A 25,219-nucleotide genomic window follows, 5' to 3' on the forward strand; every position below is an offset into this window, starting at 1 on the left:
CCCGTGAGTACGATCCTCGTCCGGCGCCCCCCGCGGCGCCCCGGGCCGGACCTGCCCTCGGGCGAGGTCAGCCTCCAGGAGCCCCGCGAGCTGCCCGAACGCCAGGCCAACGTTTCGTCGGTGTTCACCTACCTGCCGATGGCCCTGACGTCGATGGCGATGCTGCTGATGCTCGTCCGCCCGGAAGGATGGGTGACGGCAGCAGCATCATGCCCTATCTGGCGGGCGGCATGATGCTCGTGGGTGCGGTGGTCATGATCGGCGGCCAGTACCTGCGCAGCATGCTGGAGCGCCGACGCCAGCTCAACGACGACCGTCGGAGCTACCTGCGCTACCTCAAGCAGATGCGCACCCGCCTGCGGAGCGTGGTCACCGAGCAGCGCGACGCGATGCTCTGGCGGCGCCCACCCGCCCTGTGGTCGATCGTGCGCACTTCCCGGCTGTGGGAGCGCAGGGGGACCGACGACGACTTCGCCGAGGCGCGCATGGCCGTGGGCGAACAGGCGCTGTCCATGACCATCTCCCCGGTCTCCTCCAAACCGGTGGAGGACCTCGAACCCCTCAGCGCCCACGCCCTGCGCCGCTTCATCCGCGCCTACGGCACCGTCGAGGACCAGCCGGTCCAGATCTACCTGCGCGGCTACTCCCGCATCACCATGCGCCGGCGACCTGGACACCAGCCGGGGCCTGGTCCGCGCTCTCCTGGGCCAGCTCACCGTCTTCCACGCCCACGACGAGCTGCGCGTGGCCGTGTGCTGCTCCCAGGAGTCCCTGCCCCTGTGGTCGTGGACCAAGTGGCTGCCCCACAGCCAGCACCCCACCGCCCGCGACGGCGCGGGCCAGGCCCGGCTGCTGTGCACGGACGCGATGGAGCTCGAACAGCTCCTCCCGGACCTGGCCGACCGCCCCCGCTTCGACCCCACCGCCGCCCCCAGCCGCGAGGAGCCCTTCACCGTCGTCGTCGTGGACGGCGGGCGCATCCCCCCGGGGTCGCGCATACTGGGCGGCGGCTACCGCAACGCCGTCGTCATCGACGTCGCCGACCCGATGCCGCCCGAGGACGACCCCTACACCCTGGCCCTGCGGGTGGAGACCGAGCGCCTGGTGATGCTCTCCCGCGACAACAGCGGCCGCGACACCGAGGAGGTGCTGGGCCGGCCCGACACCCTGAGCCTGACCCGCGCCACCTCCCTGGGCCGCCTGCTCTCGCCCTACCGGATCGGCATGGTCGTCGAGGTCACCGAGCCGCTCCACCACCGACTTCGAGCTGACCACGCTCCTGGGCATCCCCGACCTGCACCGGCACGACAGCGAGCGCATGTGGAGCGAGCTGCACGAGAAGGACCGGTTGCGCGTGCCCATCGGCATGAACTCCGACGGCGCGCCGCTGGAGCTGGACCTCAAGGAGTCCGCGCTGGGCGGCATGGGCCCGCACGGCATGCCTCATCGGCGCCACCGGTTCGGGCAAGAGCGAGCTGCTGCGCACCCTGGTGCTCGGCCTGGCCCTGACCCACTCGCCGGAGACCCTCAACTTCGTGCTCGTCGACTTCAAGGGCGGCGCGACCTTCATCGGCCTCGACAAGCTCCAGCACACCTCCGCGCTCATCACCAACCTCGCCGACGAGGCCATCCTGGTCGAGCGCATGCAGGACGCCCTGCACGGCGAGCTGGTCCGCCGCCAGGAGCAGCTCCGGGCGGCGGGCAACTTCAGCTCCGCGCTGGAGTACGAGAGGGCCCGCGAGACCAACCCCGACATGGAGCCGATGCCCACGCTGTTCGTGGTCGTCGACGAGTTCAGCGAGCTGCTGGCCGCCCACCGCGACTTCATGGACCTGTTCGTCATGATCGGGCGCCTGGGCCGCAGCCTCGGCGTCCACCTGCTGCTGGCCTCCCAGCGACTGGACGAGGGCCGCATGCACCAGCTGGAGGGCCACCTGTCCTACCGGATCGCGCTGCGCACCTTCTCCGCCATCGAGAGCCGCGGTGTGCTCGGCGTGCCCGACGCCCACCAGCTCCCCTCCGCCCCCGGCAACGGCTACCTCAAGACCGACACCGAGACCCTCACCCGGTTCAAGGCCGCCTACGTCTCCGGTCCCTACCGCGTCAAGCGCCGCGCCACCCGCAGGAGCACGGTCGGCGGCGAGGTGGTGCTCTTCGCGGACACCGCCGTGGCCGCGGCCGTCCCCGAACCCGAGGAGCCCGAGGTCCAGGAGGAGGAGACCAGCGAGTCGCTCCTGGCGACCGCGCTGGCGCGGATGGACGACCTCGGCCCCGCGGCCCGCGAGGTGTGGCTGCCCCCGTTGGAGGTGCCGCTGCTGGTGGACGAGCTGCTCGCCATGGTCGGCACCCGCCTGCCCGAGGGCGGCCTGGCCTGGAGGAAGGAGACGACCCTGCGCGTGCCGCTGGGGATCATCGACCGCCCCTTCGAGCACAAGCGCCTGCCCCTGGTCGCCGACCTGACCGGAGCCGGGGGACACGTCGGCATCGCGGGCGGCCCCCAGAGCGGCAAGAGCACCATGCTGGCCTCGCTCATCCTCACCCTCGCGGTGTGCAACACCCCCGCCCAGGCCCAGTTCTACGGGATCGACTGCGGCGGCGGCGTGCTGACCTCGCTCAAGGACCTGCCGCACATGGGCAGCGTCGTCACGCGCACCGACGAGCGGCGCATCGTCCGCACCATCATGGAGATGAACGAGATCCTCACCAAGCGTGAGGTCTTCTTCGCCGAGAACGGCATCGACTCCATGGGCACCTACCGCAGGCGCCGCGCCGCCGGGGAGTTCGCCGACCAGCCCCACGGCGACGTCTTCCTCGTCATCGACGGCTGGGGCACCATCCGCCAGGACTACGCGGATCTGGTGGGCTCCATCGTCCAGATCGTGCAGCGCGGCCTCAACTACGGCGTGCACGTCGTGGTCGCCTCCCCGCGCTGGGCCGACTTCCACACCGGCGTCCGCGACCTCATGGGCACCCGCTTCGAACTGCGGATGGGCGACCCCGTGGACTCCATGGTCCACATGCGCGCAGCGCAGACCGTGCCCCGCGTGCCCGGGCGCGGCATCACCGACACCAAGCACCACTTCCTCACCGGTCTGCCCCGCGCCGACGGCGACCCCGACTCGGTCACGCTGTCCGAGGGCATGACCGAGCTGGTCGACCGCGTCCGCGCGGCCTGGGACGGGCCCTCCGCCCCGGCGGTGCGCACCCTGCCCGCGATCCTGCACGCCCGTGAACTGCCCGGGTCCGAACTCACCAAGGCGGGCGGCCTCAAGGTGCCCATGGGCCTGGAGAGCCGCCGGATGCAGCCGTTCTGGCACGACTTCGGCGTCACCCCGCACATGCTCGTGGTCGGCGACACCGAGACGGGCAAGACCACGCTGCTGCGCCACATCACCAACGCGATCCGCAGCCACTACGGGCCCACCACCGCCCGGGTCGTGCTGGCCGACCAGCGCCGCCAGCTCTACGACGCGGTGCCCAAGGAGATGCAGCTGGGCTACGCGGTGTCGGGCGAGAACGTCAAGGAGATGATGGCCGCCGCCGCGCAGGCGATGAAGGCGCGCCTGCCCGGGCCCGACATCACCCCCGACCGCATCCGCAAGCGCGACTGGTGGACGGGCCCCGAACTGTTCATCCTCATCGACGACTTCGAGATGGTCTCCGGAAGCGGGCCCAGCCCGCTGGCCCCGCTCCTGCCGATGCTCGGCCAGGGCGCGGAGATCGGCCTGCACGTGGTCCTCGTGCACGCCGCTGGCGGTTTCAGCCGGGCCTCCAGCGATCCCGTCATCCGGACGCTCATCGACTCCAACACGCCCAGCATCCTGCTGTCCGCCCCGCCCTCGGAGGGCATGATGTTCGGCAGCGTCCGGGCGCGGACGATGCCCGCGGGACGCGCCCTGTGGATCGCTCGCCGCGACCCGGTCGAGGTGCAGCTGGCCATCGCCGAGGGCGCCGAGGAGTGACACGCCGGACCCGCCCGCGCGGCGCGGGCGGGTCCCCGCGCGGCGCGGGCGGGTCCGGGCTCCCCGCCTCTCCAGGAGGGGAGCCCGGCCCCAGAACGTGTTCGGGGGCGTCCGGTACGCCGGACGCCCCCTCCCGTGTCTCGGTGTCAGCGCACCGGTTCGTCGGAGCGCATCGGCACCGGCTCGCCCGCGGCGGCGGGACGCCACTCGCGCGCGCGCCCGAGCTTGACCACCGCTCCGCCCAGGACGCACAGCACGATGAGCAGGAGCCCGACGGACACCACGACCGCCGTGGACGGCGCGTCCACCGAGCCCTCGGGGGAGGGGTCGGGGACGAACCCCTCGCCCACCACCCCGGCGGGGGCGCCGCCCGGGGCGATGGCCATCGCCGCCAGCGGGTCCACCCTGCCGTGTCCCGACAGCGGGTCCGCGTCCCCCCGCGGCGAGGCGTAGGCCGTGGTGGTCAGCCGCTCGCGCACCTGCGCGGCGCTCAGGTCCGGCTCCCGCGCCATCAGCAGGGCCGCGGCCCCCGCCACGAAGGCCGCGGCCACGCCGTCGCCCGCCGTGGCCACGTGGCCGCCGCCCGGGCCGGTCCCCACCACCCGGTCTCCCGGCGCGGTCAGGTCCACGCGGGCCAGGTCCCCGCTGGGCAGGACCAGAGGTCGCTGGGCCACGGGGAGGCCCTCCACGTCGTGCGCGGCCACGCTCAGCACGGACGCGTGCTGGGCGGGCTGGCCCGGCAGCGGCCCCCGGGAGGTGGGGACCGTCGCGGGGGCCACGACCACGGCTCCGGCCTCCTCGGCGGCGGCCACCGCCGACTCCAGGGCCGACGACGCCTCCCACGTGCCGGTGCCCACCAGGACCACGCGGGCCCCCGAGTCCACCGCGCTCCCGATCCCGGAGGCGATCTCCTGCGCCGAGGCCAGACCGGTCTGCGGGCTGCCGGTGGCCACGGCCGTCACCGACGAGTCCGGAGCCACCCCGACCAGGCCGCTGTCCTCCACGGACCGGGCGGCGACCACTCCGGCCAGCGACGTGCCGAACCCCAGGCAGTCGGCGGACTGCCCGCCCTCCACGGCGTCGGCCAGCGCGGGGACGCCGCCGTCCACCTCCGGGGCCAGCAGCGCCACGCCCACCCCCTCGCCGGTGCTCAGGTCGTGGGCCCGCGACAGGCCCAGGAAGTGGTGCGTCCAGGGCCGCTGCTCCACGACGTCCCCGCCGGTGGCCGCGCACGGCTGGTTGTCGGCCTTGAAGGGGTGGACCTGCGCGAGCGAGACGGGGTCCTGGGGCGCCTCGGCCGCCGCCGGAGCAGCCGGGAGGGGGGCGAGGAGCCCGAGGGCCAGCGCCGCGGCGGCGGTGCGGCGGCGCCGGGACCGGGTGGTCCCCGGATCGGTGTGTGCGGTCACCTGACGTGTGCTCCAGACTCTCTGGGGGTGTCCTGGGGGCGCTTCGCGCCCGGTGGGGCGGCCCGACGGGGCGCGGGGCGCCGTCCCGTCGGAGGCCGCGCGGGGGAGCGGGACGGGGGCCCGACCCTACGCCAACCCTCCGCGGAACGCCGGACCGGGAGGCGTGCGCCGACGCGGGGCCTCTCCGCCGCCGCGAGGGGGTCCTTCCGCGCGCGGGGCGGGGCTGCGGCCGCCGCGGGGGCCGCGGTCCGTGCGGGCGGGGCCCCGGACGGGAGGGCCGACTGCGGTAGCGTACTCGGTTTCCCGTGTACGTTCCATGAGCGCCTGGTGACCGGCCCGCGTCGTTTCCCCCCGGAACGGGCTCCACGGAGGCGGGGGCGACGGCTTCGCGACCCCGGTGCGGGAGCGCGACCGCCTCTCAGAGCCAGGGGGCGGGGTGCTCCCGGCCGGTTCGGGGGTCGCGGGCCAGGCGTGCGGGGGGCCTGCGCTCCTCGCGGGCGATGTTTCCGGCCTGGTCGAGTTGGCGGACGATGACGCGGTTGCCCAGGGCGTCGTGGACGATCTCACGGAGGAGGCGTCCTTGTTCGTCCCACTGGTGCCAGGGGCCGACGGGGCCGTGGGGGTGGCGGGTGATGCCCTGGATGACGAGTTTTCCGCTGGGAGCCCAGGTCAGGGTGGGGCCGTCCTCGACGCCCTCGATGAAGGTGTGCATCTCGATCCGGCCCCGGCGGTCGAGGGTGACGGCCTCCCCGGTGAAGGGTTCGCCGTCGTGCAGGACCCGGCGGCCGAGCCCCTCGACCTCGGCGGTGGTGAGGTCCGCGGCGCCGACCGCGGGCAGGGAGCCTCCGCGTTCGGGGGCCCGCATGCCGGGGGCGAGCCTGACCCTCTGCCAGGGCAGGAAGGACTCCTCGCCGGTGCCGGCGCCGCCGGCGTGGTCCTCGTGCCGCTCCTCGCCGACGAGGTTTCCGGACTCGTCCCACTCCCTGGTGACGCGCGGGCTTCCGGACGCGTCGTTGACGTGTTCGTACGCGAGGTTCCCCTCGGTGTCCCAGTAGTGCAGGGGGCCGACGGGGATTCCGTCGGCGCGGGTGTTGCCCAGAGCGATGAGCTGCCCGTTCTCGTGCCAGGAGAGCTCGGGGCCCTTCTGGATGCCCTCGACGAAGGTCTGGGCGCTGGTCTCGTGCGTGCTCGTCGTCACGGACTGTCCGGTGAAGGGCCTGCCGAGGTGTGTCACGCGTTCGCCCGGGGGGAACCGCAGCTCCGTGTGGTCAGTTCTGCGCATCGGCGGGGGTCCAGTCGGGGTAGACGATCCTGTAGTCGGGGTGGCCGACGGGATGGGTGTTCTTTCCGGCGCGCGGGGCGGGAGCCCCCCAGGTGATCCTGCTGCAGTTCGCGCAGCAGGGGCAGCCCGTGCGGGTCCACTCGTCTTCCTTGAGCGTGAACACGTTGTCGATCTGGAAGTCGCTGATCCGGGCGTTCCTCCTCGCCATGAGGAGCGCGTTGACGGCTTTGACCTCGGCGTGGCGGTCGGGTGCGTCCGGCAGGGGGAAGTGGTGTTTCTCGCCCGTCGGCTTCTTGCCCTTGTAGACGTCGTATCCGCCGGGCTTCTTCATGGCGGCGATCCTTCTCCTGATTTCGGGGTGTTCCCTGTCGGGCGGGATGAACGAGGTCCCCCTTCTCCCGTTCATGCCCTCGGCGACGAGTCCGGAGACGCGGTCGACGACGATGGAGTTGACCGCTCCGGGCTCCCCTCCCAGGTCCTGGGCTTCGAGGGGGACCCTGCCGTCCCTTCCCGGCCTGAACCCCGGCCTGAGCGAGGTGATCTTCACCCTGGCCCCGTTCTCCAAGAGGTCCCTGACCTCTTTCGCGCGTGCCTCGACGAGGCCGAACTGGAAGTCTGCGAGGGGCTTTCCGTCGACGGTGGTGATCTTTCCTTCGGCGTCCCTCGTCACGCGCGTTTCGGGAATCCTGCCGATGACGCGGCCGTCGTTGAGGTTTTCCGGGAACCGGTGGTCCTCGGTGGTGGTGTCGTCGAGTCCGGCGAGGTTGATGGCCGAGCCGGGGTCTCCCCTGCGGGACGGGGCGCTGCTCTGCGGCGCGGGGGCCTGCGTGGTGTCCCCGGTCGGGTTGTCGGGCGCGCCGGCGGGCTGTGGGGTTCCGGTGCCGCCGAAGAGGTGTTGGGAGGCGCCGCCGCCCCAGACGGGGCGCGGGGGAGCGCTGGCGGGAGGCTGCCCGCTCGCGCCCGCCGCGGGAGGCCGGCCGGCGCCGCCGCTCTGGGCGGGTGGCTGTGCCGGTCCGGACGCGGGCGGAGGGCCGCCTCGGCCGGCCTGGCTGCGCGGGGGCGTGCCGTACCCGCGTCCCCGCGACACCGGTCCGCCGCCTCGGCCGCCTCGGCTGCCGCCGCGTCCGCGGGGCTGCCCGTCGCCGCCCCGGTCCGTGGAGCCGGCGGGTGTGTTCGAAGGTGCCTGGTCGTTCCCCCACGGGTTGCGGGGCGGGTCGCCCTGCGGGTTCCCCGAGCGGCCGTCGTCCCCGAACACGGGCATGACCAGCAAGTCGGTCGTCGAGCTGGGCAGCGGCTGGTCGAAGTCGGCCTTGGGGTTGAGCAGCCCCAGGAAGTCGTCGGGGAAGGGCTTGGAGCCGAGGGCGTCGGGCGAGCCGTTCTCCTTGTCCGAGGTCTTCCGGTCCACGGAGTCGGAGGGGGAGCCGTCCTGGTCCGACGGCGGTCGGACCAGCGGTTCGTCGAGCGTTGAGCCGCGGGGCCGCTGTACCGGTGTGTCGGGGAGGTCGTACAGGGACAGGTCGTCGTCGCTGTCGTAGCCGTCCGAGTCCGTGTCCGGGACCAGGTCCGGAACCGGGTCCGCGTCGGTGCCGGGGCGGGCCGGGCTCTCGCCGCGGCCGCGGTTCGTGCCGCCCTGGTGGGCTCCACGCGGGGAGCGGTCCTCCCCCTGCTTCCCGAGGTCCTTCCCCCCGGAACCGTCCCGGTTCCCGGAACGGTCACCCTCACCGGTCCTGCCGCTGCCACCGCTGCCACCGCTGCCGCCCTGGTCGCCTTCGCCTCCGGAGCGGTCCTGGCCGGAGCCTCCGTTGCCGCCGGTCCGGTCCCCGCTGTTCCCCCCGGAACCGCCCTTGTCGGGGCCGCCGTCGTCGCCGCCTTCGTCCTTGCGCTGGTCCTTGGAGTCGGTGGGGGCGTCTTCGTTCTCCTCCTCGGTGTCCTCCTCCTTCTTCTCCTCGTCCTGTGTGTGCTCGGGCTCCTTCGCCGTTTCCCCATCCTCGGGCTCGTGCTGTCTCCGGGACGGGTCGGACCCGGTCGCCTCGGGCGCTGTCCCGGGGGCCGAGGTCTCCTGGGCCCGGCCGTCGTTGACGGCCGGGGCGGGCCGGGTCGTCGTCCCCCCGCCGGAGGGTGCGTGCGCGGTGTCCTGCGCGGGGACGCCGCCTCCGGTGTTCGCGGGACCGTTCAGCTCCTGCTCGAAGAACGCGAACAGGTCGGACTCCGGGTCGGCGGCCGGGGGAGTCTGTTCCGCCGAGGGCACGCTCCCCTCCTGCCGGGAGGTGTCCGTGCGCTCCTGGGGCAGGGTGGAGGAACCCTCGTCGTCCCGGTTCCGGGTGAGGGGCTGGGGGACGGGGGCCTGTTCGGGCGCCGGTCGGGGCTGGGTACTGGAGGTCTCCTCGGGGGACGGCTGGGACCGGGTGCTGGAGGCCTCTTCAGGGGGCGGTTGGGTCGGTTGCGTGGTCGTGCGGTTCTGCTGCGGGCTGTCGGGGTCCGGGTTCGCCATGGCCGGGGTGGAGGAGCGCGGCCCCTCCCCTGCCGGGGCGGTCTCCGTCTGCGGGACGGGCCGGTTCCCAGGGGCGCGATCCGCCTCGGTCTGGCCAGGGGAGCGCTGGGGACCGTGGCCGTTCGTCGGGCCGGCGTCGTCCTGGGAGGTTCCGTTCTCGCTCGGCCGGGTCGTCGCCGGTAGCGACCACTTGGCCCTCCAGTCCTCTCGTAGACGCTGCCTCTCCTCCGGTGTCCGCGCCTCGTGCTCCCAGTTGGTCCGCCAGTCCTGGATGGCCTGGAGCCGGTTGTTCCACTCGTTCCGGTCCGGGTTCGCGGAGGGGACGCGCAGGACACGGGGCTGCGGACGGCGGAGGGCGGGCCGGTCCTCGGAAGCGGGGTTCGTCCCAGTTCGGTCGGGGGAGCGCTGTTCCTCCGGTGCGGGGTCGATCTCCGGCGGCTGGGGAGCGCGTTCGTCTCCGGGGTCGGTGGAGGCCGCCTCGGGGTGACGGTTCAGCTGGCTGACGTGTATCACGCTCTGCGGCGCCTCGGCGGACAGCGGCTGCTGTCCGTCCTGGTCCCTACGTGTACGGAGCCAGTCCTCCAGCCCCTGCGGCTCCGTCTGCGCGGGGGAGGGCTGTGGGCCGTGGTCGCCCGTCGGACCGGTGTCCTCGGGGGCCGGCCGGTCGCCCTCGGAGGGGGCCGGGTCCGACGACATCAGCCGCTCCAGTCGGAGCCGCATGTCCCTGAGCGTTTCCGAGTCCACTGAGGACGCCTCGGAGAGGGTGTCCTGGTCCGGCTGGGGGAGGGTGTCGTGATCGGTCCCGGTCCGCGTGTGGAGGGGGAGGCGCTGTCCGTCGAAGGTGGACACCGCGTCCTCGGCGGCCCGGGCCAGCGCGTCGTCCTCGGACGGTGCCGGCTGCGGCCGCTGGTCCTGGTCGTCGAGGGGGCGGTCCTGCTGCTGCGGTGCACTCGGGATCGTGGAGGGCCCGGGCAGGGCGGTGGTGTCGGACTCCCAGGGGAAGCCCTGTGCTCCCTGGGTTTCGAGCCAGGCGGCGTCGACGGGCCCGCCCAGGTCCATGTCGTACCGGAACCCTTCGGGGACGGGCGGGCCCACCGCCATGGACCGTTCCATGAGCGACCGCATCAGCTCTGCGCGTTCCTCCTCGCTGAGCGAGGCCGCCTCCGGGTAGTGCCTGTCGAGCCAGCGGACGCGCGGCGCCTCCTCCTCGTCGCTGGACTCCTGGTCGGTGGCGTCGTACAGGTTCTCCTCGTCGTTCGCCGTGTACCCGTCGGCGGGGTCGTCGACGCGCTCCGGGGCGGGGCCGCGACCGGTTCCGGCCTGGTCGCCGGATAGGGCCGCATCGTGTTGGGACGGCCCGTTCCCGTCCTCCCCGGTCGGCGTCGTCCACGTCCTCGGCCTCCGGACCGTCGCGGACCCGGGCCGGGCGTGGGTTTCGGAGGACGGGCCCGAACGCTGGTCCGTGTGGCTGAGGGGCCCCTTCGTCTGGTTGCGTGAGTGGCGTTCCGGGCGGTTGTCGGTGGGGGCGGTCCCGTTCCGGGAGGAGCCCTCCTGGCCTTGGAGGGCCCTGCCCATCACCATGTCCCGCGCCAGTCTCTGCCGCGCCCGTTCGAGCACCTCGGCCGGGCTCGGCTCGGGTACTCTCCTCGGCACGTCCTCCTGCGGCCGGTCGTCGCGCTCGGGCGACTCGGTGGTCGCGGGGTCCGGGGTGTTCCGCTGCTGGGTCTGGGGAGGCGCTTCCTCTCCGGCCTCCCGAGGCCGGATGCTGAGGTCCGAGCCGAGGGTGTCCAGGAGGTTGGGTGCGGTGTCGCCCCGCTCGGGCCGCCGTCCCTCCTGCCCGGGCTGCCGGTTGTTCCGTTCGGGCAGCTCGATGGCCTCCGGATCGGCGGCGGGGTCATCGGCGTTCCGCTGCGGGGCCGGGGGAGGAGGCGGCTCCTCCTGGATGGTGTCGAGGTCCGGTGCGGTCGCGGTGCGCGGCCTGGGCAGGGACGAGGGGTCGCCCAGACCGTCGCGCAGCTCCTGGAGCGCCGTCACCCAGTCGCGCACAGCCCCCTCGAATTCCTGCCGCCGGTCCTCGTAGGCGCCCTCCAGGTCCTCGTAACGCTGCCGGACCCGCGGGTCGTCGGGTGCGGCGATGCGGTCGGAGGCCGCCTGGTCCAGGGGCCAGCGCGCTTCCAGGTAGGCCTTCTCCGCGTTTCCGAGCGCCTTCTGGATCCGGGCGAAACGCTCGGTCAGGGGGGCGATCCGGGTGGCGTGGTCGGGCGTGATGACACCCATCCGCACCGCGTCGCCGTGGGAGATCCACCGGGTCGTCTTGACGGTGGTCCGGCCCTGCTGCCACCGGGCGGGGCGGGTCGGGACGGGCGAGGGGGTGCGCCGGCCGCCGAAGGCGCCGCGCACCGCCCGGCCCGCGGACGCGGCCTTGTCCCCGACGTAGCGCGCCGAGCGCTTGTACCAGGGGCCGCTCAGCTCGGTCCTGGCCCCGATGAACACGTCGGTGTCCATCTCCACCAGGTAGCCGGGTCCGGTACGGACACGGTCGGAGTGGGGAGGCTCCTTCGGCCTGCTCCCCCGCGCGGTGTCGCCTCCGGACGTGGACGATCCCGTGTTGCTGGCCGAACCGTAGTGGGTGGCCGTCGTCGGAGGGCCCGTCCCGGTGCGTCCCGAGGGGCGCGCCTCGAAACCCATGGTCGTCGTGGACGACTCGTTGTGGAACGGGGAGAAGGTCCTGCTCGTCTCCGAGGAGTCGGTCAGGCGCACGCTCGGGTTGTAGTCCTTGATGAGCGCCGTCTCCGGGTGGGGTATGGCGCGCATCATCCACGTGGTCGGACCCAGCTCGGGCAGTTCGGCGCCCTTCTCCGAACTGGCCTCGGCGAAGGAGGCCTTGATGCCGAGCTCGGTGAGCGCGTGGTCGATGGCGTTGTTGCGGGAGTTCAGCTTGAGCTTGTCCGCCGCGTAGTCGGCCGCCTTCTCGACGGCCTGCGGGGTGTAATGCCCGTCGGCGACCGCGTTCGCGGGCGGGTTCCAGCCCAACGACTTCGCCAGGACGATCCGGCCGAGGTCGAGGATGTCCTTGCCCTTGTTCTCGACGGATTCGAGCAGGGTCACGGCGTCGTTGAAGGCGTCCCGGGTCCGCGGGTCCATGTCGCGTGTCAGGGAGCGCGCCATGTCGGTCAGCGAGGCGTGGTTGTCGTTGGAGGGGTTCTCCGGTGCGGTCCGGTTCCCGGTCCGCTGCCCGCCGGGCTGTCTGTCGTTGTCGCCCCGGTCGGTCGTCCGGGTGGTGTCGGCGGCCTCGGGTGTGGTGCGGGGGGTGTTGTTTCCGTCGGTGGTCGTCCGGGTGGTGTCGCCACCCTCGGGCGTGGTGCTGGGGTTGTTGTCGCCCTGGTCGGTCGTCCGGGTGGTGGTGTCTCCCCCGGGTGCGGTGCGGGGGTTCTCGTTCCCGTCGGTGGAGGTGCGGGGGGTGTCGTTCCCCCCGGTCGTGCTCGCCTCGTTGCGCAGGTCGAGGGAGAAGGCCGGGTACAGCTCCTGCGCCCGGCCCGAGTTCCCCGTGCCGGTGAAGTCGCGCGTGCGCGAGCCCGGGGTCTCCCCCAGAAGGGAGTTGGCCGTGCCCTGCTTCTCCGAGATGTGCAGGTCCAGCGTCAGCTGGGTGTCCGACGACACCCGCGCGTAGGGCGTCTCCATGGTCAGCTGGGTGGAGCGCTTGTCCGTGTCCCGGACGACCCCGCCCCCGCCGCGCGCGTTCGTCGTGGTGCCGTCACCCTGCAGGCCCATCAGGTAGGGGCGGCTCGGCGGGGTGGTGCCCCCGGGCTGGTCGCCCCCCGACTGGGGCAGCGGTGTCAGGAGTGAGCCGTGGGCCCCCTGGAACGCGGAGCTCTCGTTGCCCTGCTGGAGCCGGTCCCCTTCCTCCGACCCCTGACGCTGGCGGTACTCCGTCTTGCCGCCCAGGTACTCGACCTTCGCGTTGCTCCTGTCGAGCCGCAGCTTCACGGTGGCGTCCAGGGACAGCGGCGCGGTCGTCGGGGCGTTGAGGTTCCCGATCGAGTGGTCGATGGGGCTGATCTTCAACGTCACCGGCACCCCGGTGTTGGGGTTGAGCCCGGTGTGGGAGTCGAGGGCCTTCAGGATGATCTCCCGGCTGCCCTTGGTCAGCTGCCAGCCCTGCGAGGCCAGGTCGTCGACGAGGCTCTGGATGGCCTCGTCGGGGTTGACCGGGTCGAGCATCATGCCGGAGTCCTCGAAGCCCGGGCGCGGTTTCACCGACCCGGGCGCCTCCGGCTCGGGCTGGGGGCTGCGGACCAGTTCACCGTCGACCTCCTCGACCTTGTCCTCGACCATGCCCGACGCGTGGGCGTCGCGGATGTGGATCAGCCCGGTCTCCAGGTTGTCGGAGTCGGCCTGCCAGCCCCGGTAGCGCGCGGAGCGGGGGAAGGTCGGCCCGATGCTCCAGCTCTTGACGAACTCCAGCGCCTGCGTGATGCGCCCCGAGGCGGAGTAGGAGTACGACATCGGGATCTTGGGGTGGAACTCGACCGACTCGTTGAACCTCGACGTGGGCTTGGTGATGGTGTAGCGGTCGAACAGGCTCTTGCCCGCGGAGGGGCCGAGCTGGATCAGGGGGGCGCTCGCGGAGTTGGGCGCGGGAGCGGTCCCGCCCGCGGGCTGCTCGGCGGGTTGGATCGGGTTGGGGTTGACCCGGCCTCCGCCCGTGGCCAGGAAGGTCAGGTCGGTCCGCCTCCCGTCCCTGGAGAACGTCTCCAGGGTGTTCTTGCTCTTGAAGACGACCGCGCCGTCGGACTGCTCGAAGCGGTCGACCGAGTCGATGTCGAACCGGGTGGACGACGTCGTGCGGAGGTGCATCGGGGAGAGTGGGCCCCCGCTCGTCTCCGTGCGGGTGCGCGCGCCGCCGGAGGAGCGCGCCGCCGGGTTGTCCGCGAGGTTCTCCGGGGAGAGCGCGTTCTCGTAGAACCGTCGGCTTCCCTCGCCCCGCTTCAGGAAGTGCCGCAGCTTGCGCTCGAAGCCGAGCCCTCTGGAGGGGCGCTGGCCGCCCGTGTCCCTCTCCCAGGGCGCGATGGAGGAGAAGCTCTCGTAGGTGGCTTCGAGCAGGCTGCTCACCCGGTTGCCGTCACCCGTGGTGAACCGGGTGTTGACGTTCTCGACGGTGGTGGGGGTGTCGCGGAGCTTCTCGGCCCGGCGCTGTTCGATCGGGCGGGTGTCGGGGGCGTTCTCCGCGGGGTTCCGCTGCCCGGTGGTGGTCTGCGCGGTCTCGGTGTCCGGTGCCGGGACGGTGTCGGTGTTCTGCTGTCCGGTGGTGTCACCGGTGGTCTCCGTCGCCGGCGGTGTCCGGACGTCGCCGCTGGTTTCCGTCGCCGTTGGTGTCCGGACGCCGTCGTTCTGGGAGCCGGTGTCCTGCTGCCCGGTGGTGTCCGCAGCGGTCTCGGTGTTCTGTTGCCCGGTGGTGTCCTGCGCGGTTTCGGTGTTCGGCTGGTTGGTGTTGGTGTTGGTGTTGGTGTTGGTGTTGGTGTTGGTGTTGGTGTTGGTGTTGGTGTTGGGGGCGGGCGTCCGCTGGCCGTCACCGGTCTGGGAGCCGGTGTCCTGCTGCGCGTCGGTGTTCTGCTGGCCGGTGGTCCGCGCGGTCCCTGAGCCCGGTGCCGGGGCCGTACCCTCTTCGGCCGGGGGACGCTGGCTCCGCTCCCCGCCGAACAGCCTCTTGACACCGCCGGTCAGGTCGCGCGTCTTGCGGACCCTGTCCGGCGTCGGCCTCGTGGGGCCGTCGATCATCTCCTGGGCCTGGTCGACCGGTATCGGCCGGATCCGGGTGACCCTCGGGGCGGGGGCGGTCTCGTCCCGGCCCCCGCGTTCCCCGCCCGGAACCGCCTTGGCCGTGTCCATCGTGGCCATCGCCTCGATCGGGCGGCTGAGCAGGTCCTGTCCGCGCTCGGCCAGCGGTGTGTCACCGCCCAGGACCATGCCGAGGTCGTCGTCCTGGTAGAGCCTCGCCTTGAACCGGACCCCGGAGTTCCAGACGCTGGAGTCCTCCGCGTACTGGACGGTCCTCTCGCTCTGGGACCTCATTCCCAGGCCCCGGCTCTTCCCCTTGGTGTCGCTCAGCTGGAGGGAGACCGAGAACACGCCGCCGTCGCTCGGGTTGCCGGCCGCGTCGACGGCGTCGATCCGGCGGATGTAGCCGCCGGAGGAGAACCGGACCGTCTTGCGCTTCTGCGAGCCGTCCGCGGTGCTGATCTCGGACGAGCCCGCGTACTCGCCTCCGGTGCCCCTCGTGGTCTCTCCCGCGTGCCTGAGCGAGGAGAAGTCCGCGCTGACGCGTACCGCGACGAACGGCGAGCGCATCACTCTCTGGCCGGACTTGAAGAGGGCGCTGGGGTCGAACCTCCCGGTGTCGATCAGGTGGACGGGCTGGCCGTGCAGTGTCAGGCCGTCCGTGCCGCTCTTGAACTCGGACGCGGCGATCGCGTCGATGATCCTGTGCGTGTTGAAGACCGCGACCTCGTGGTCGCGCCGGAAGGGGCGGTGCTCGCGCGTGGAACCGGTGAACGGGCCGCTGTTCTCGTGGCCGGGGCGCCTGGCGAAGTTCTTCGGGTCGCGGGCCATGTCGGGCAGGACGATGCCGGGCAGCTTGTCGGCCAGCCCGGTCAGCACCTGGTGGGCGATGTGCTGGTAGATGCTGCGCTGCTGCCCGTCGACGTCGCGGTACTGGCTGCCGTCGGGCCAGGTGAAGTCGCGGGGCACGGCCCCGTGGAAGGTGACCGGGTTCTCCTCGGCCAGGTTCGGGCGGGGAGGCCGCAGGGCCTCGGGCCGTCCCTCCCCGTCGGGGCGTTCCTCGGTGGGCTGCTGCCCGGGCGGCCGTTCCTGTTCCGGGGCGTTCTCCCGCTGCCGACCGCGCTCCTCGGTCCCGGTGTCCGCGTTCCGGTCGTCGCCGTCCGGTGCGTTCCGGCTCCTGTCGGTCCCGGTCTCCCGGTTCCCGTCGGTTCCGGTCTGCTGGTCCCCGGTGGTGCCGGGCTGCCGGTTTCCGTCGGTCCCGGCCTGCTGGTCCCCGGTGGTGTCGGTCTGCCGGTTTCCGTCGGTTCCGGTTTGCTGGTTCCCCGTGGTGTCGGGAACGGTCCCGGGAGGGTTCACCGCCTCGGGCGCCGTACCGCTCCCCTCGGTCCGGACGGGAGCCGGAGGCGCGGGCACCTTGTCCGAGGGCTCGTCCCCGTTCAGGATGCGGGCCTCCTGGACGGTGAGGATCTCGACGGTGTCGCCCTGGAAGCGGTACACCTCGGTTTCGCCGTCGAAGTGCACGTAGTAGTTGCGCTGCACGTCGTAGGCGGACGACTCGGTCTTGCCGTAGTTCATGCGGTTGACCGCCCCCGACGACAGCTGCGAACTCTCCGCGGTCGACCGGCCCCGCAGACCCCCCTCCACGGCTATCGCGTCCACACGGGCCCTGTGGGTGCCGCCCACGGCCCCCGCGTCGACGCTGACTCCCGCGCCCAGGGTGCCGCCGAGGAAGTCGCTGTGCCGGACGGAGCTCCCGCTCTCGCGTTCGGCCTTGTTGCCCTTGATGTACTTCGCGGGCTGGATGGTGTGGGGCTTGACGTCGTAGGCGGTGGGCACGGACTGGATGCTCACCAGCCGGGGCCTGCCCGAGGGGTCGGTGACCGTGAAGACCGCGGGCCCCGAGGTCATCTCGGGCAGGTTGTTGCGGATGGACTTCTTGGAGAAGGTCCCCCCGACCTGGTCGTGGAAGGCTTCCAGCTTCTGCTGCCTGCGCCTGTCGACGAACCCGGGCGTCACCTTGTCGACCGCGGACTTCCACCACCCGCGGTCCTGCTCCGGGGACCACAGGTGGTCGGCGATCCAGTCGGGGAAGGATCTGTCGGAGGACCCGTCGCTCAACCGGATGTCGCCGACCGACACGGGGTGGCCCTTGTCCGCGTGCGGTCCCACGGGCCTGTCGTCGTCGTTCCGGCCGCGCTGGTGGTCCTGGGTCGCGAAGGGGTCGCGCAGGCGGATCGTCTCCGGGCCGGTGTTGGCCGCGACCGCGCCCGGAAGGACCAGGACCACCCCGTTGGCGGACTCGGCCCGGGCGTTCACGGCCCGGTCCGGCGGGGTGGTGCCGTTCGCCGGTGCGTCGCCGTTCGGAGCGTTGTCGTTGGGAGCGGTGTTGTCAGCGGGAACGTTGTTGTTGTCGGTGGTGGTGTTGGGGGCGGTGCCGTCGACCGGGACGTTGCGGTTCGCCTGGGCGGTGCCGCTGCCCGGCGCCCGCGTCTGGGGGACGTGGACGGGCGTCAGCTCGAAGGACATGGTCAGGTCGGAGGCGTAGATCTCGGGCTTGCCCTTGATCTCGTAGCTGCTGTAGCCGTCGTGGAGGCTGACCGCCGTGTCCACGGACTGGCGCTGGCGCGTTCCCCCCGAGAAGCTGAACGTGAAGCGGGGGCCGATGTCGGCGCCGCCCACCGTTCCGAGGAGCAGGGGGGAGACCTGGAACCCCATGCCGATGAACTTGGTGCCGCCGTGGCTGCCGCTGCCCTCGGCCGGGTTGGCCTCCCCGGCCTCGTCCACCAGCTTCAGGTCCGTGGGGCCCGAGCCCTCCTTCGGCTGGGTGGGCGCGTGGTGGAAACCCTCACGGGAGGGGTTCAGCCGCAGTCTCGCCTGCCACCTGGAGCCGTCCGCTCCGTTGACCGTCGTGGAGAAACCCTCCGGCTGGAAGAACACGCCCGTCTGCTCGCGCGCCTGGGCGTCGATCTGTTCCCTGACCGTGTCGCGCACCGTGGCGTCGACGTGTCCGGCGTCGTTGGCGAGGGTGTCGTCCACGAACGAACGCAGGTGCTCGGCGTGGATCATGCTGGAGTTGACCAGGTTGGACGTCAGCAGGTAGCCGAGGTCGTAGGGGGTGCCGGTCCGCTCCGGCCGCACGGAACCCGGGTAGTCCCGGGGCGGTGGCTCCTCGCGTCGCCGCGTGTCGCCGGTGTCGGTCTGCGGGCGCTCCGTCTCCGTGCCGTCGGTGGTGGTGCGGGGGTCCTCCTCCGGAGGCGGGGGAGGGGGCGTGCGTTCCGCGTCCTCGGGGTTCGTCGTGTCCGCGGTGGTGCCGGTGTTCTCCTGCTGGGGCGGAGGAGGCTGTTCCGTGTCCTCGGTGTTCGTGGTGTCGGTGTTCTCCTGCGGGGACGGGGGAGGTTGCTCCGTGTCTTCGGGGTTCGTCGTGTCCGCGGCGATGTCGGTGTTCTCCTGCTGGGGCGGCGCAGGTTGCTCCGTGCCCGTGGCGTCCACCGTCTCGACGGGGTCTGCGGTGGTGTCGTGCTCATGCTGCGGGGATGGCGGGGGCGCGTGCTCCGTGTTCGTGACGTCGGTGTCGACGGGCCGCACCGACGGCTTCGGTTCGGTGCCGTCGTTCTCGGTCGGAGCGGGCGGGGGAGGCGCGCCCTCCTCGTGTTCTCCGCTCCTGGTCCGTGTCTCCTCCGTGGGTACGCGCGTCTCGGCCCCGGGCGGCGCGGACGGGCGCACCGCCTCCGCCGTCGTATCCCCGGTCCCGGTGGTCAGCGGGCCCGGCGGTGTCGCCCGTTCCCGCGAAACGCCGTTCTCGGCAGGGGCATCCTCGGTGGTCTCGTCGCTCGTGTTCGGCTCGGGCGCAGACTGGGTCGGAACCGGCCGCGGGGACGGCGCGGCCCCGGGGTCGGAGGACTCCTCCCCGGTCACCGGTCCGCTCCGGCCGGGCGGGGTCTGCGTGTCGAGGGTGCTGTGGAAGGTGTCCGGCAGCGGGTCCGCCGCGGGGTCCGCCCCCGGCTTCCGCTCCGCCGGGGCGCTGGGGGGTGTGCCGGTCGCGGGCCCGGACGCCTCCGACCGGGCTGACTCCGTGTCGTCGGTGCCGGTCAGCCCCAGGCCGCGGGCCAGGGAGTCGAGGTCGGCGCCGCTCGTTCCGGTGCCCTCCCCGTCGGGGTCCCGCACCTGCCCGGCGATGTCGGTCACGGCGAAGGCGAAGGGGTTGTTGGAGCCGAACGGGCTGGAGAACCCCGGCATGTTCATGCGCATGTCCAGCCTCGCGCGCGCGACGGAGCCCGGAGGGGTCAGGTCGGCGATGGACCGCGCCCGGTCCAGGGCGGCCGCCCGCGCGGCGGCGTCGCCGCGGGAGGAGGCCGCGTCGCCGAGCGCGATACCGACGGCGATGTTCGCGGCCACGTTGACGGTACGGGTCAGGCTCTCGTGCCGGTCGGCCGCGTCCTGGGCGGCCGCCGTTGCGTCGCGGCGATGGGTGTCCGCCCTCTGGGCGGCCGCGCGGGCCTCCCCGACCCGGGCCCCGTCCCCGGCGGTGCGGGTGGCGGTGTCGGCGGCCTCGTAGGCGATGTGGGCGGCGCGTTCGGCGTCCTGGCGGGCGGTGTCGGCCTCCCCGGCCCGGGTCAGGGCCGTGTCGCGCTCGCGTGCGGCGTCGGTGATCCGGTCCGGGTTCTCCGGGTCCACCTCGGACGGTTCGGGGATCGCGTCGCGGGCCGCGGCCGCGTCGGCGCCAGCGCGCGCGGCCACGCTCTGCGCGGCGGCGGCCAGGTCCGCGGCCAGAGCGACCGCGGCGGTGACCGCTTCGGGGGCGGTGTCGGCGATCTCCCCGGCCCGGTCCGCCAGGTGCTCGGCCGCGTCTCGCAGCCCTTCGAGGCGGTCGATCGTCGCGGTCCGGTCGGGGCCGTCGGCATCCCGGAGAGTGGAGGCCAGGTCAGCGGTGAGGCGTTGCGCCGCCTGGCGTATCCCGGTCAGGGCCGCTGCCGTGTCATTCGCGTTCAGGGCCTGGTCGATGCGCTCCAGTGCCTGGCCCGTCCAGGCCGGGGCCGTGGTGGTGGGCCCGTCGTCGTGGGTGGGGGGCAGGATCCGGGCGTGGAAGAGGTAGCCGCGCCCCCAGGGTTCGACCGCGGTGATCTGGTAGCGGGTCCCCCGGGTGAGGATCACCTCGCGTTCGCGGGGGTGTTGGCTGCGGTCGCCGACCCACAGCCCGTGGGAGCCTTGCGGCACGGTCAGCCGCATCAGGTCGATGGAGGAGCCGCCCGCCGCGGACGGAACGGTACCGAGGGACGCCGAGAAATACCCCGGACTCACGTGCGTGGTCCCCGCGAGGGTGTAGGGATCGGTGTTGCCCTCGCCCAGCAGGTGCTGGTACTCGTACGTGCCGCGCACGGCCTCGAAGCCCTCGGGGAAGGGGTGGCCGGTGGCGCGGTCCAGGCGCCGGAACAGAGCCAGGACTTCCGGGGCGTCGGGGAAGTGCGCCGGTTCCCCGCCCAGGGCGAGGGATTCGGCGATTTCGCCCGCGCGTCCGGAGTGTACGCGGAGGTTCTCCAGCGCCGCCTCCGGATACCGGTTGTCGAGGACGCCCCGCACGATCCGCTGCTGCTCGGGGCTCAGCCCGCCCCGCTGCGCGGCTTCTCGTAGTTGCGTGAGGTCGGGCCAGCGGCCGCCGCCGATCTCGTAGACCTGCCATCCGGGGTGGGACCGGCTCTCCTCCCGGATCCGGTCCAGTTCGGCCTGCACCGTCGCCTCGTTCAACGGGTGCAGCCGCGCGAAGTCGTTCAGCCAGGCGGACCAGGTGTAGGCGGAGACCGCGTCCTGGGTCGCGGTGGGGAGGGCGTCGAAGGTGTTGGGGTTGTAGGCGGGGTCGTGCAGGAGGTCGCCGTAGCGGTCGGTTTCGGCCCCGGTCGGTAGCCGGCGGATCATCCCGGACCCGGACGCGGCGGGGTCGTTGTTGTCCGTCGCTGTGCGGTCCGGCGTCGACGATTCCCCGGATCGTCCTTGCGGGGCCGGTGCGTCTCCGTCGCCGTCCACCAGCGCCGTGTTGACGGTCGTCACCGGGGCCGGTGCGCCGTAGGGGGAGGGGCCCCGGTCGGCTGGGTCCTGCATCGCGTAGCGGACGTAGTCCGTCGTGAGCCGCCCGCCGGGCAGCCAGAGCCGGGCGCGGACCGGGTCGTGGCGGTCCCGGAGGTGGCGGTCGATGCCACGGGCCAGGGTCTCGGCGTCCCGGACGCGTTCGGGAGGGATGGACTCGCCGCTCAGCGGGACGCGCCTGTCGGAGGGGTCGGAGAGGACGTACACCAGTGCCTGCGCGAGGGTGTGCGCCTCGCGGATGGAGCGGTTCTCCGGGGCCGGACCGTCGACCGGTCGCAGTGATCTCCAGAATTCGGCGCCCAGCGCCCGTGCCCTGGGGATGTCCTTGTCCGCGAGGGCCCGGGTGAGTTCGGGCAGGCGGTCCAGGACCGACGCGGCGCGGGCGTCGGCCCTCGGGTCGATCCCGGAGACGGCGGGGTCGGTGCGCGTCTTCGCGGGGGTGTCGGAGCCGCTGTCCGCCGCGCGCTCGGGTCCGGCGGCGGGCGGTGCCGCAGGCGCGTCCGTGTCCGTGCTCCGGGCGGGGGCCGGCGTGTCCTCGGCCGTGTCGGACGTCGTGGTCTCGGCGGCGCGCGCGGGGTCCCCGGCACCCGGTACCGGCGCCCCGCTGTCCTCGTCGCGCTCGCCGGACTGTTCCGCGTCGCGTTCGGCACGGGGGTGCTCGGTGTCCTCCGTGTCCTGAGGGGGTCCGTTCTCCGACGTGGGACCGGTGTCGTGCTGGTCGCCACCGCTCTCGGTGACGGGCGGCGGAGGCGGTGCGTTCTCCGTGCTGAGGTCGGTGTCGCGCTGGCCGTCGCCGGTTTCGGCGACGGTCGGTGTGGACGGCGGGACGTCCTCCGGTGTGGTCCGCTGCTCAGCCGTGGGCGCGGTATCCGGTTGTGACGTGCTCTCGGCGGTGTGCGCGCCGTCGCTGATCGACCGCTGGGGGGAGGAGTCCGGTGTGCTGTCGTCGTTGGTGCGTTGGGGCGAACGTCCGTCGCTGTCGCCCCGCTCCTGGCCGTCCTCCGCGTCGGTGGACTCCTCCTCGTGCACGGACTCGGCGTCGTCGTCCGCGCGTTCGCCGTCCCTGTCCTTCTCGCCGTCGGATCCGTCGCCCCTCTCGTCCCCGGACCGGTCCCGGCCCTCGCCCGAGCCTTCCCGACCGTCTCCGGAGCGGTCGCCGCTCTCCTCGCCCGACCGCTGGCCGTCGCCGGACCGGTCATCGCTGCCGCCGGACTGGTCCTTGTCGCGGTCCTGGGAACGGTCGTCGTCGCGGGAGGTGTCCTCCTCGCGATCGTCGGGCCGTCCGCCGTCGCTTTCGGAGGGGGTGTGCCCGGTGTCCTCCGTGTCCTGGGGCGGTCCGCTCTCGGTGACGAGAGGAGGGGGCAGCGGGACGTCGGCCGGAGAGGGGGCGTCGGGGGCGGGTGCGGTGTGGGGGTTCGCGCGCTGTTCGTCCGTCGAGGTGACCTGGTCGTCCTGCCCGGTGGTGTCGCCGGTGGTCACGGTCTCCATAACGGGAGGCGCGCTCTCCGTGGCGACCTGGGGGCCGTTGCCGGTCGTCTGTCGGGTGGACGGGTCCTGGGCGCGGGTGTCACCGGTGCTCTGGGAAGGACGTCCGCCGCCGCGCTCGGTGGGTGTGGAGCGCTGGCCGGTGTCGGGGGTCGGGTTCTGTGGTGCGGGTGCGGGTGGTGGGGCCGCCTGGCCGACCGGGGGCGCGACGGCGACGGGGGCGGTGTCCTGCTGCTGCTCCTGTTCGGGGACGGAGCGGTCAATCGGGTCCGCGGTGTCGCGGTCGCCGGTGTTCCCCGTGTTCGGTGTGGTCTGCTCGGCGTCGGGGGGTGTGGCCGCCATGGGGTTGTCGGGGACGATGGCGTTGAGGAAGTCGGCGGCCAGGGGGCCGTTGTTCGTGCCCGGCAGGAAGGGGGCGTCGCCGGTCCTGGGGTCGGGGGAGTCCACTCCGAGCGGCTCGTTCCGCGGCCCCGGGACGGAGGGGGTGTCGGGTCCGGGTTTCCCGTTCGGTTTCTCGGTGGTGGTGTCCTGCTGGGGGGTGGCCTCGTCGGTGTCGAACAGTGAGGCCTCGTCGTCGCTGTCGTAGGGCGAGGAGTTCTCGTCCCGATCGAAGACGGAGGATGTGTCGCTGTCGGAGTCGCTGTCGTACAGGGATTGTTCGTCGTCCCGCGAGGACGGGGTGGGTTCGCCGTCGCGGTCGTCCGTTTGCTGGGTTCCGTCGCCGGGTGCGGGTGCGGGGGAGTTGCCGCTGTTGCGTTCGGGGGTTCGGTCGCCGTTCTGGCCGGGGTCGTCGTCCCCGCGCCACCAGGGGTCGGTTGCGCCGGGGTCGGTGCGGTCGTCGGTGGGGTTGCCGGAACCTCTGCTCTCGGTCTGGGGCGGGGGTGTGTTGAGGTCGGGTTTGTCCTTGTCCTTGAACAGGTCGGCGCCGTGCAGGATGCCGTCGGTGGCGCCCTGCTGGATGCCCGCCTGGGTCGCACCGGATGTGGCGGACCAGACGGAGGCCTCCCAGCCGCGTCCGTCGGCCATGCTGCCCAGGCCTTCACCGAGGTAGCCCTCCAGGGCTCCGGTGCCGATGCTGCCACCGGTCTGTTGGGCGTAGGTGCTGGTTTTGGAGAAGTAGTCGTTGAGGGGCTGTTGGAGGGTGACCGGTACATCGGAGAGGTGGTCGCGGGCGGTGGGGGGTAGGCGGTCGCCGATGGTGTCGCGCAGGTGCTGGGCGAGGTTGGGGTCGGTCCAGTTGCGGGCGAGGGTGTCGGCGTAGTCGCGTCCGAGGTCGCGTGCTGCGGCGTCTCCGATGTGGTCGCCGAAGTGGCGGGCGAACAGGTCGGCGAACTCGTTGCGTGCTGCGGCGGCTTTGGCGGCGTTGTCGAAGACGCCCGCGCCGATGGGGCTTGCGGGGTTGTAGGGGACCAGGAACTCGTCCTTGTGGCGGACGAAGACCTCGGCGAGGTCCTTGTTCAACGAGGGCGGGGGCAGCGGCCCGTCCTTGGGGGCGGGTGTGGTTTCGGGTGTGGTTTTGGGCGCGGGGGAGTCCGGTCCCCGGTCGGGGTTCGTCGCTGGCGGGTCGTCCTTGACCGGGCCGGAGGGCGGCCCGTCCGGCCCGCCGCCGGGCGGTGGTGGCGTGTCGGTGTCGCGGTTGGGGTTGCCGGGAGGCGGGGTGTCCTTGACGGGACCGGTGGGCGGCCCGTCGGGTCCGCCCCCGGAGGGGGGTCCGGGAGGCGGAGCGTCGGGGGCGTCGTTGAGGGGGCCGGTCGGGGGCGGCCCTCCACCGTCGGGCTCGGTCCGGACCAGGGGCGGTGGGTCGGGGAGGTCGGTGATGCGGGCGACGCGGTCGTTGAACAGGTCGGTGAGTTGTTTGCTGAAGAGTCCGTCCATGCCCGCGGAGAAGACGGCGGACAGGGCGCCTTCGATGGTGGCGCCGATGTGGGCGCTGCGGGTGAGGTTGGGGTCTTTGTGGTGGCGGGTGCCTCTTCCGATCTGGATGCGTTGGATGATGCTGTCCATGCTGGCGAAGATCTGGCTGATGATCTGGTGGCCGGGCACGGTGATGAGCAGCCAGGTCAGGATGCGGCGGATGGCCAGGCTGCGGATGGCCTTGAAGATGGGGATCCACTTCAAGGAGGCGCCGAAGGTGAACTTGGCGGTGGCGATGGCCCAGGCGATCTCGGCCAGGAGTTGGACGAACTGGCCGATGACCATCATGTGCATGTACTCGACGTTGGCGCGGGCCTTGAAGAGTTCGCTGGACATGGTGGCGGCGTTGGAGCGGGCGGAGCCGACGTAGTCGTTGTCGCCGGTGGTGAACTGGTCCAGGGAGTGTTCGTAGTTGCGGGCGGTGTTGCCGTTGAAGTGGCGTCGGGCGTGGACGCGGCTGAGGTCGAACAGGTCGTCCAGGACCTTGATGCGCTTGTCGAGTTCGGCGTAGACCTCAGAGCCGCGGCCCAGAGTCGCCAGGCTGGCTTTGGGGACCTCGATGCCGGTGAGGACTTTGATCGCGCCGCGTGAGGAGTCGGACATGTTGTGGTCCAACGGCATACGCGTCTCCCCCTCTACCCCCTGGTGCCGCTGCGCGGCCACGAAGGTAACACCGGAGAAAACGCGCGAATCGGTGGTTCGTTACCCGGAGCCGAACCCCGGTCCAAGGGATCCCCGGCGAATTTCCGGAGGTCACGGGCGCGCTATGGAGGCGGGGGAAGTTTTCTGCAACATGTTCCACCGGGTTGGCGCGCTGAGTATT

The 25,219-nt window shown here is 72.7% G+C and carries 3 protein-coding genes and 1 pseudogene; 1 reads left to right on the forward strand and 3 read right to left on the reverse strand.

The annotated features are described in order from the left end of the window. The first annotated feature begins 3 nt into the window (after positions 1–3). Positions 4–3,962 (forward strand): annotated as a pseudogene (gene eccCa / locus UIS43_RS00005) (type VII secretion protein EccCa). A 146-nt stretch (positions 3,963–4,108) separates the two neighbouring features. On the opposite strand, the gene UIS43_RS00010 reads toward eccCa, so the two are convergent. The 3 genes from UIS43_RS00010 to UIS43_RS00020 form a co-directional block, all read right to left on the reverse strand. Beyond that, on the reverse strand, positions 4,109–5,368 hold the full coding sequence (locus UIS43_RS00010) for a S8 family serine peptidase (RefSeq protein WP_358423473.1): 1,260 nt from the start codon (positions 5,366–5,368) through the stop codon (positions 4,109–4,111). Positions 5,369–5,786: 418 nt separating this feature from the next. Continuing rightward, positions 5,787–6,566, reverse strand: a complete 780-nt coding sequence (locus tag UIS43_RS00015) for a hypothetical protein (protein ID WP_370012119.1) — start codon at positions 6,564–6,566, stop codon at positions 5,787–5,789. 70 nt (positions 6,567–6,636) lie between these two features. Beyond that, positions 6,637–25,017, reverse strand: a complete 18,381-nt coding sequence (locus tag UIS43_RS00020; RefSeq protein ID WP_370012120.1) for an ADP-ribosyltransferase — start codon at positions 25,015–25,017, stop codon at positions 6,637–6,639. Positions 25,018–25,219 lie beyond the last annotated feature (202 nt).

The organism is Nocardiopsis sp. LDBS0036 (assembly GCF_041228755.1).
Taxonomy (GTDB): Bacteria; Actinomycetota; Actinomycetes; order Streptosporangiales; family Streptosporangiaceae; genus Nocardiopsis; species Nocardiopsis dassonvillei.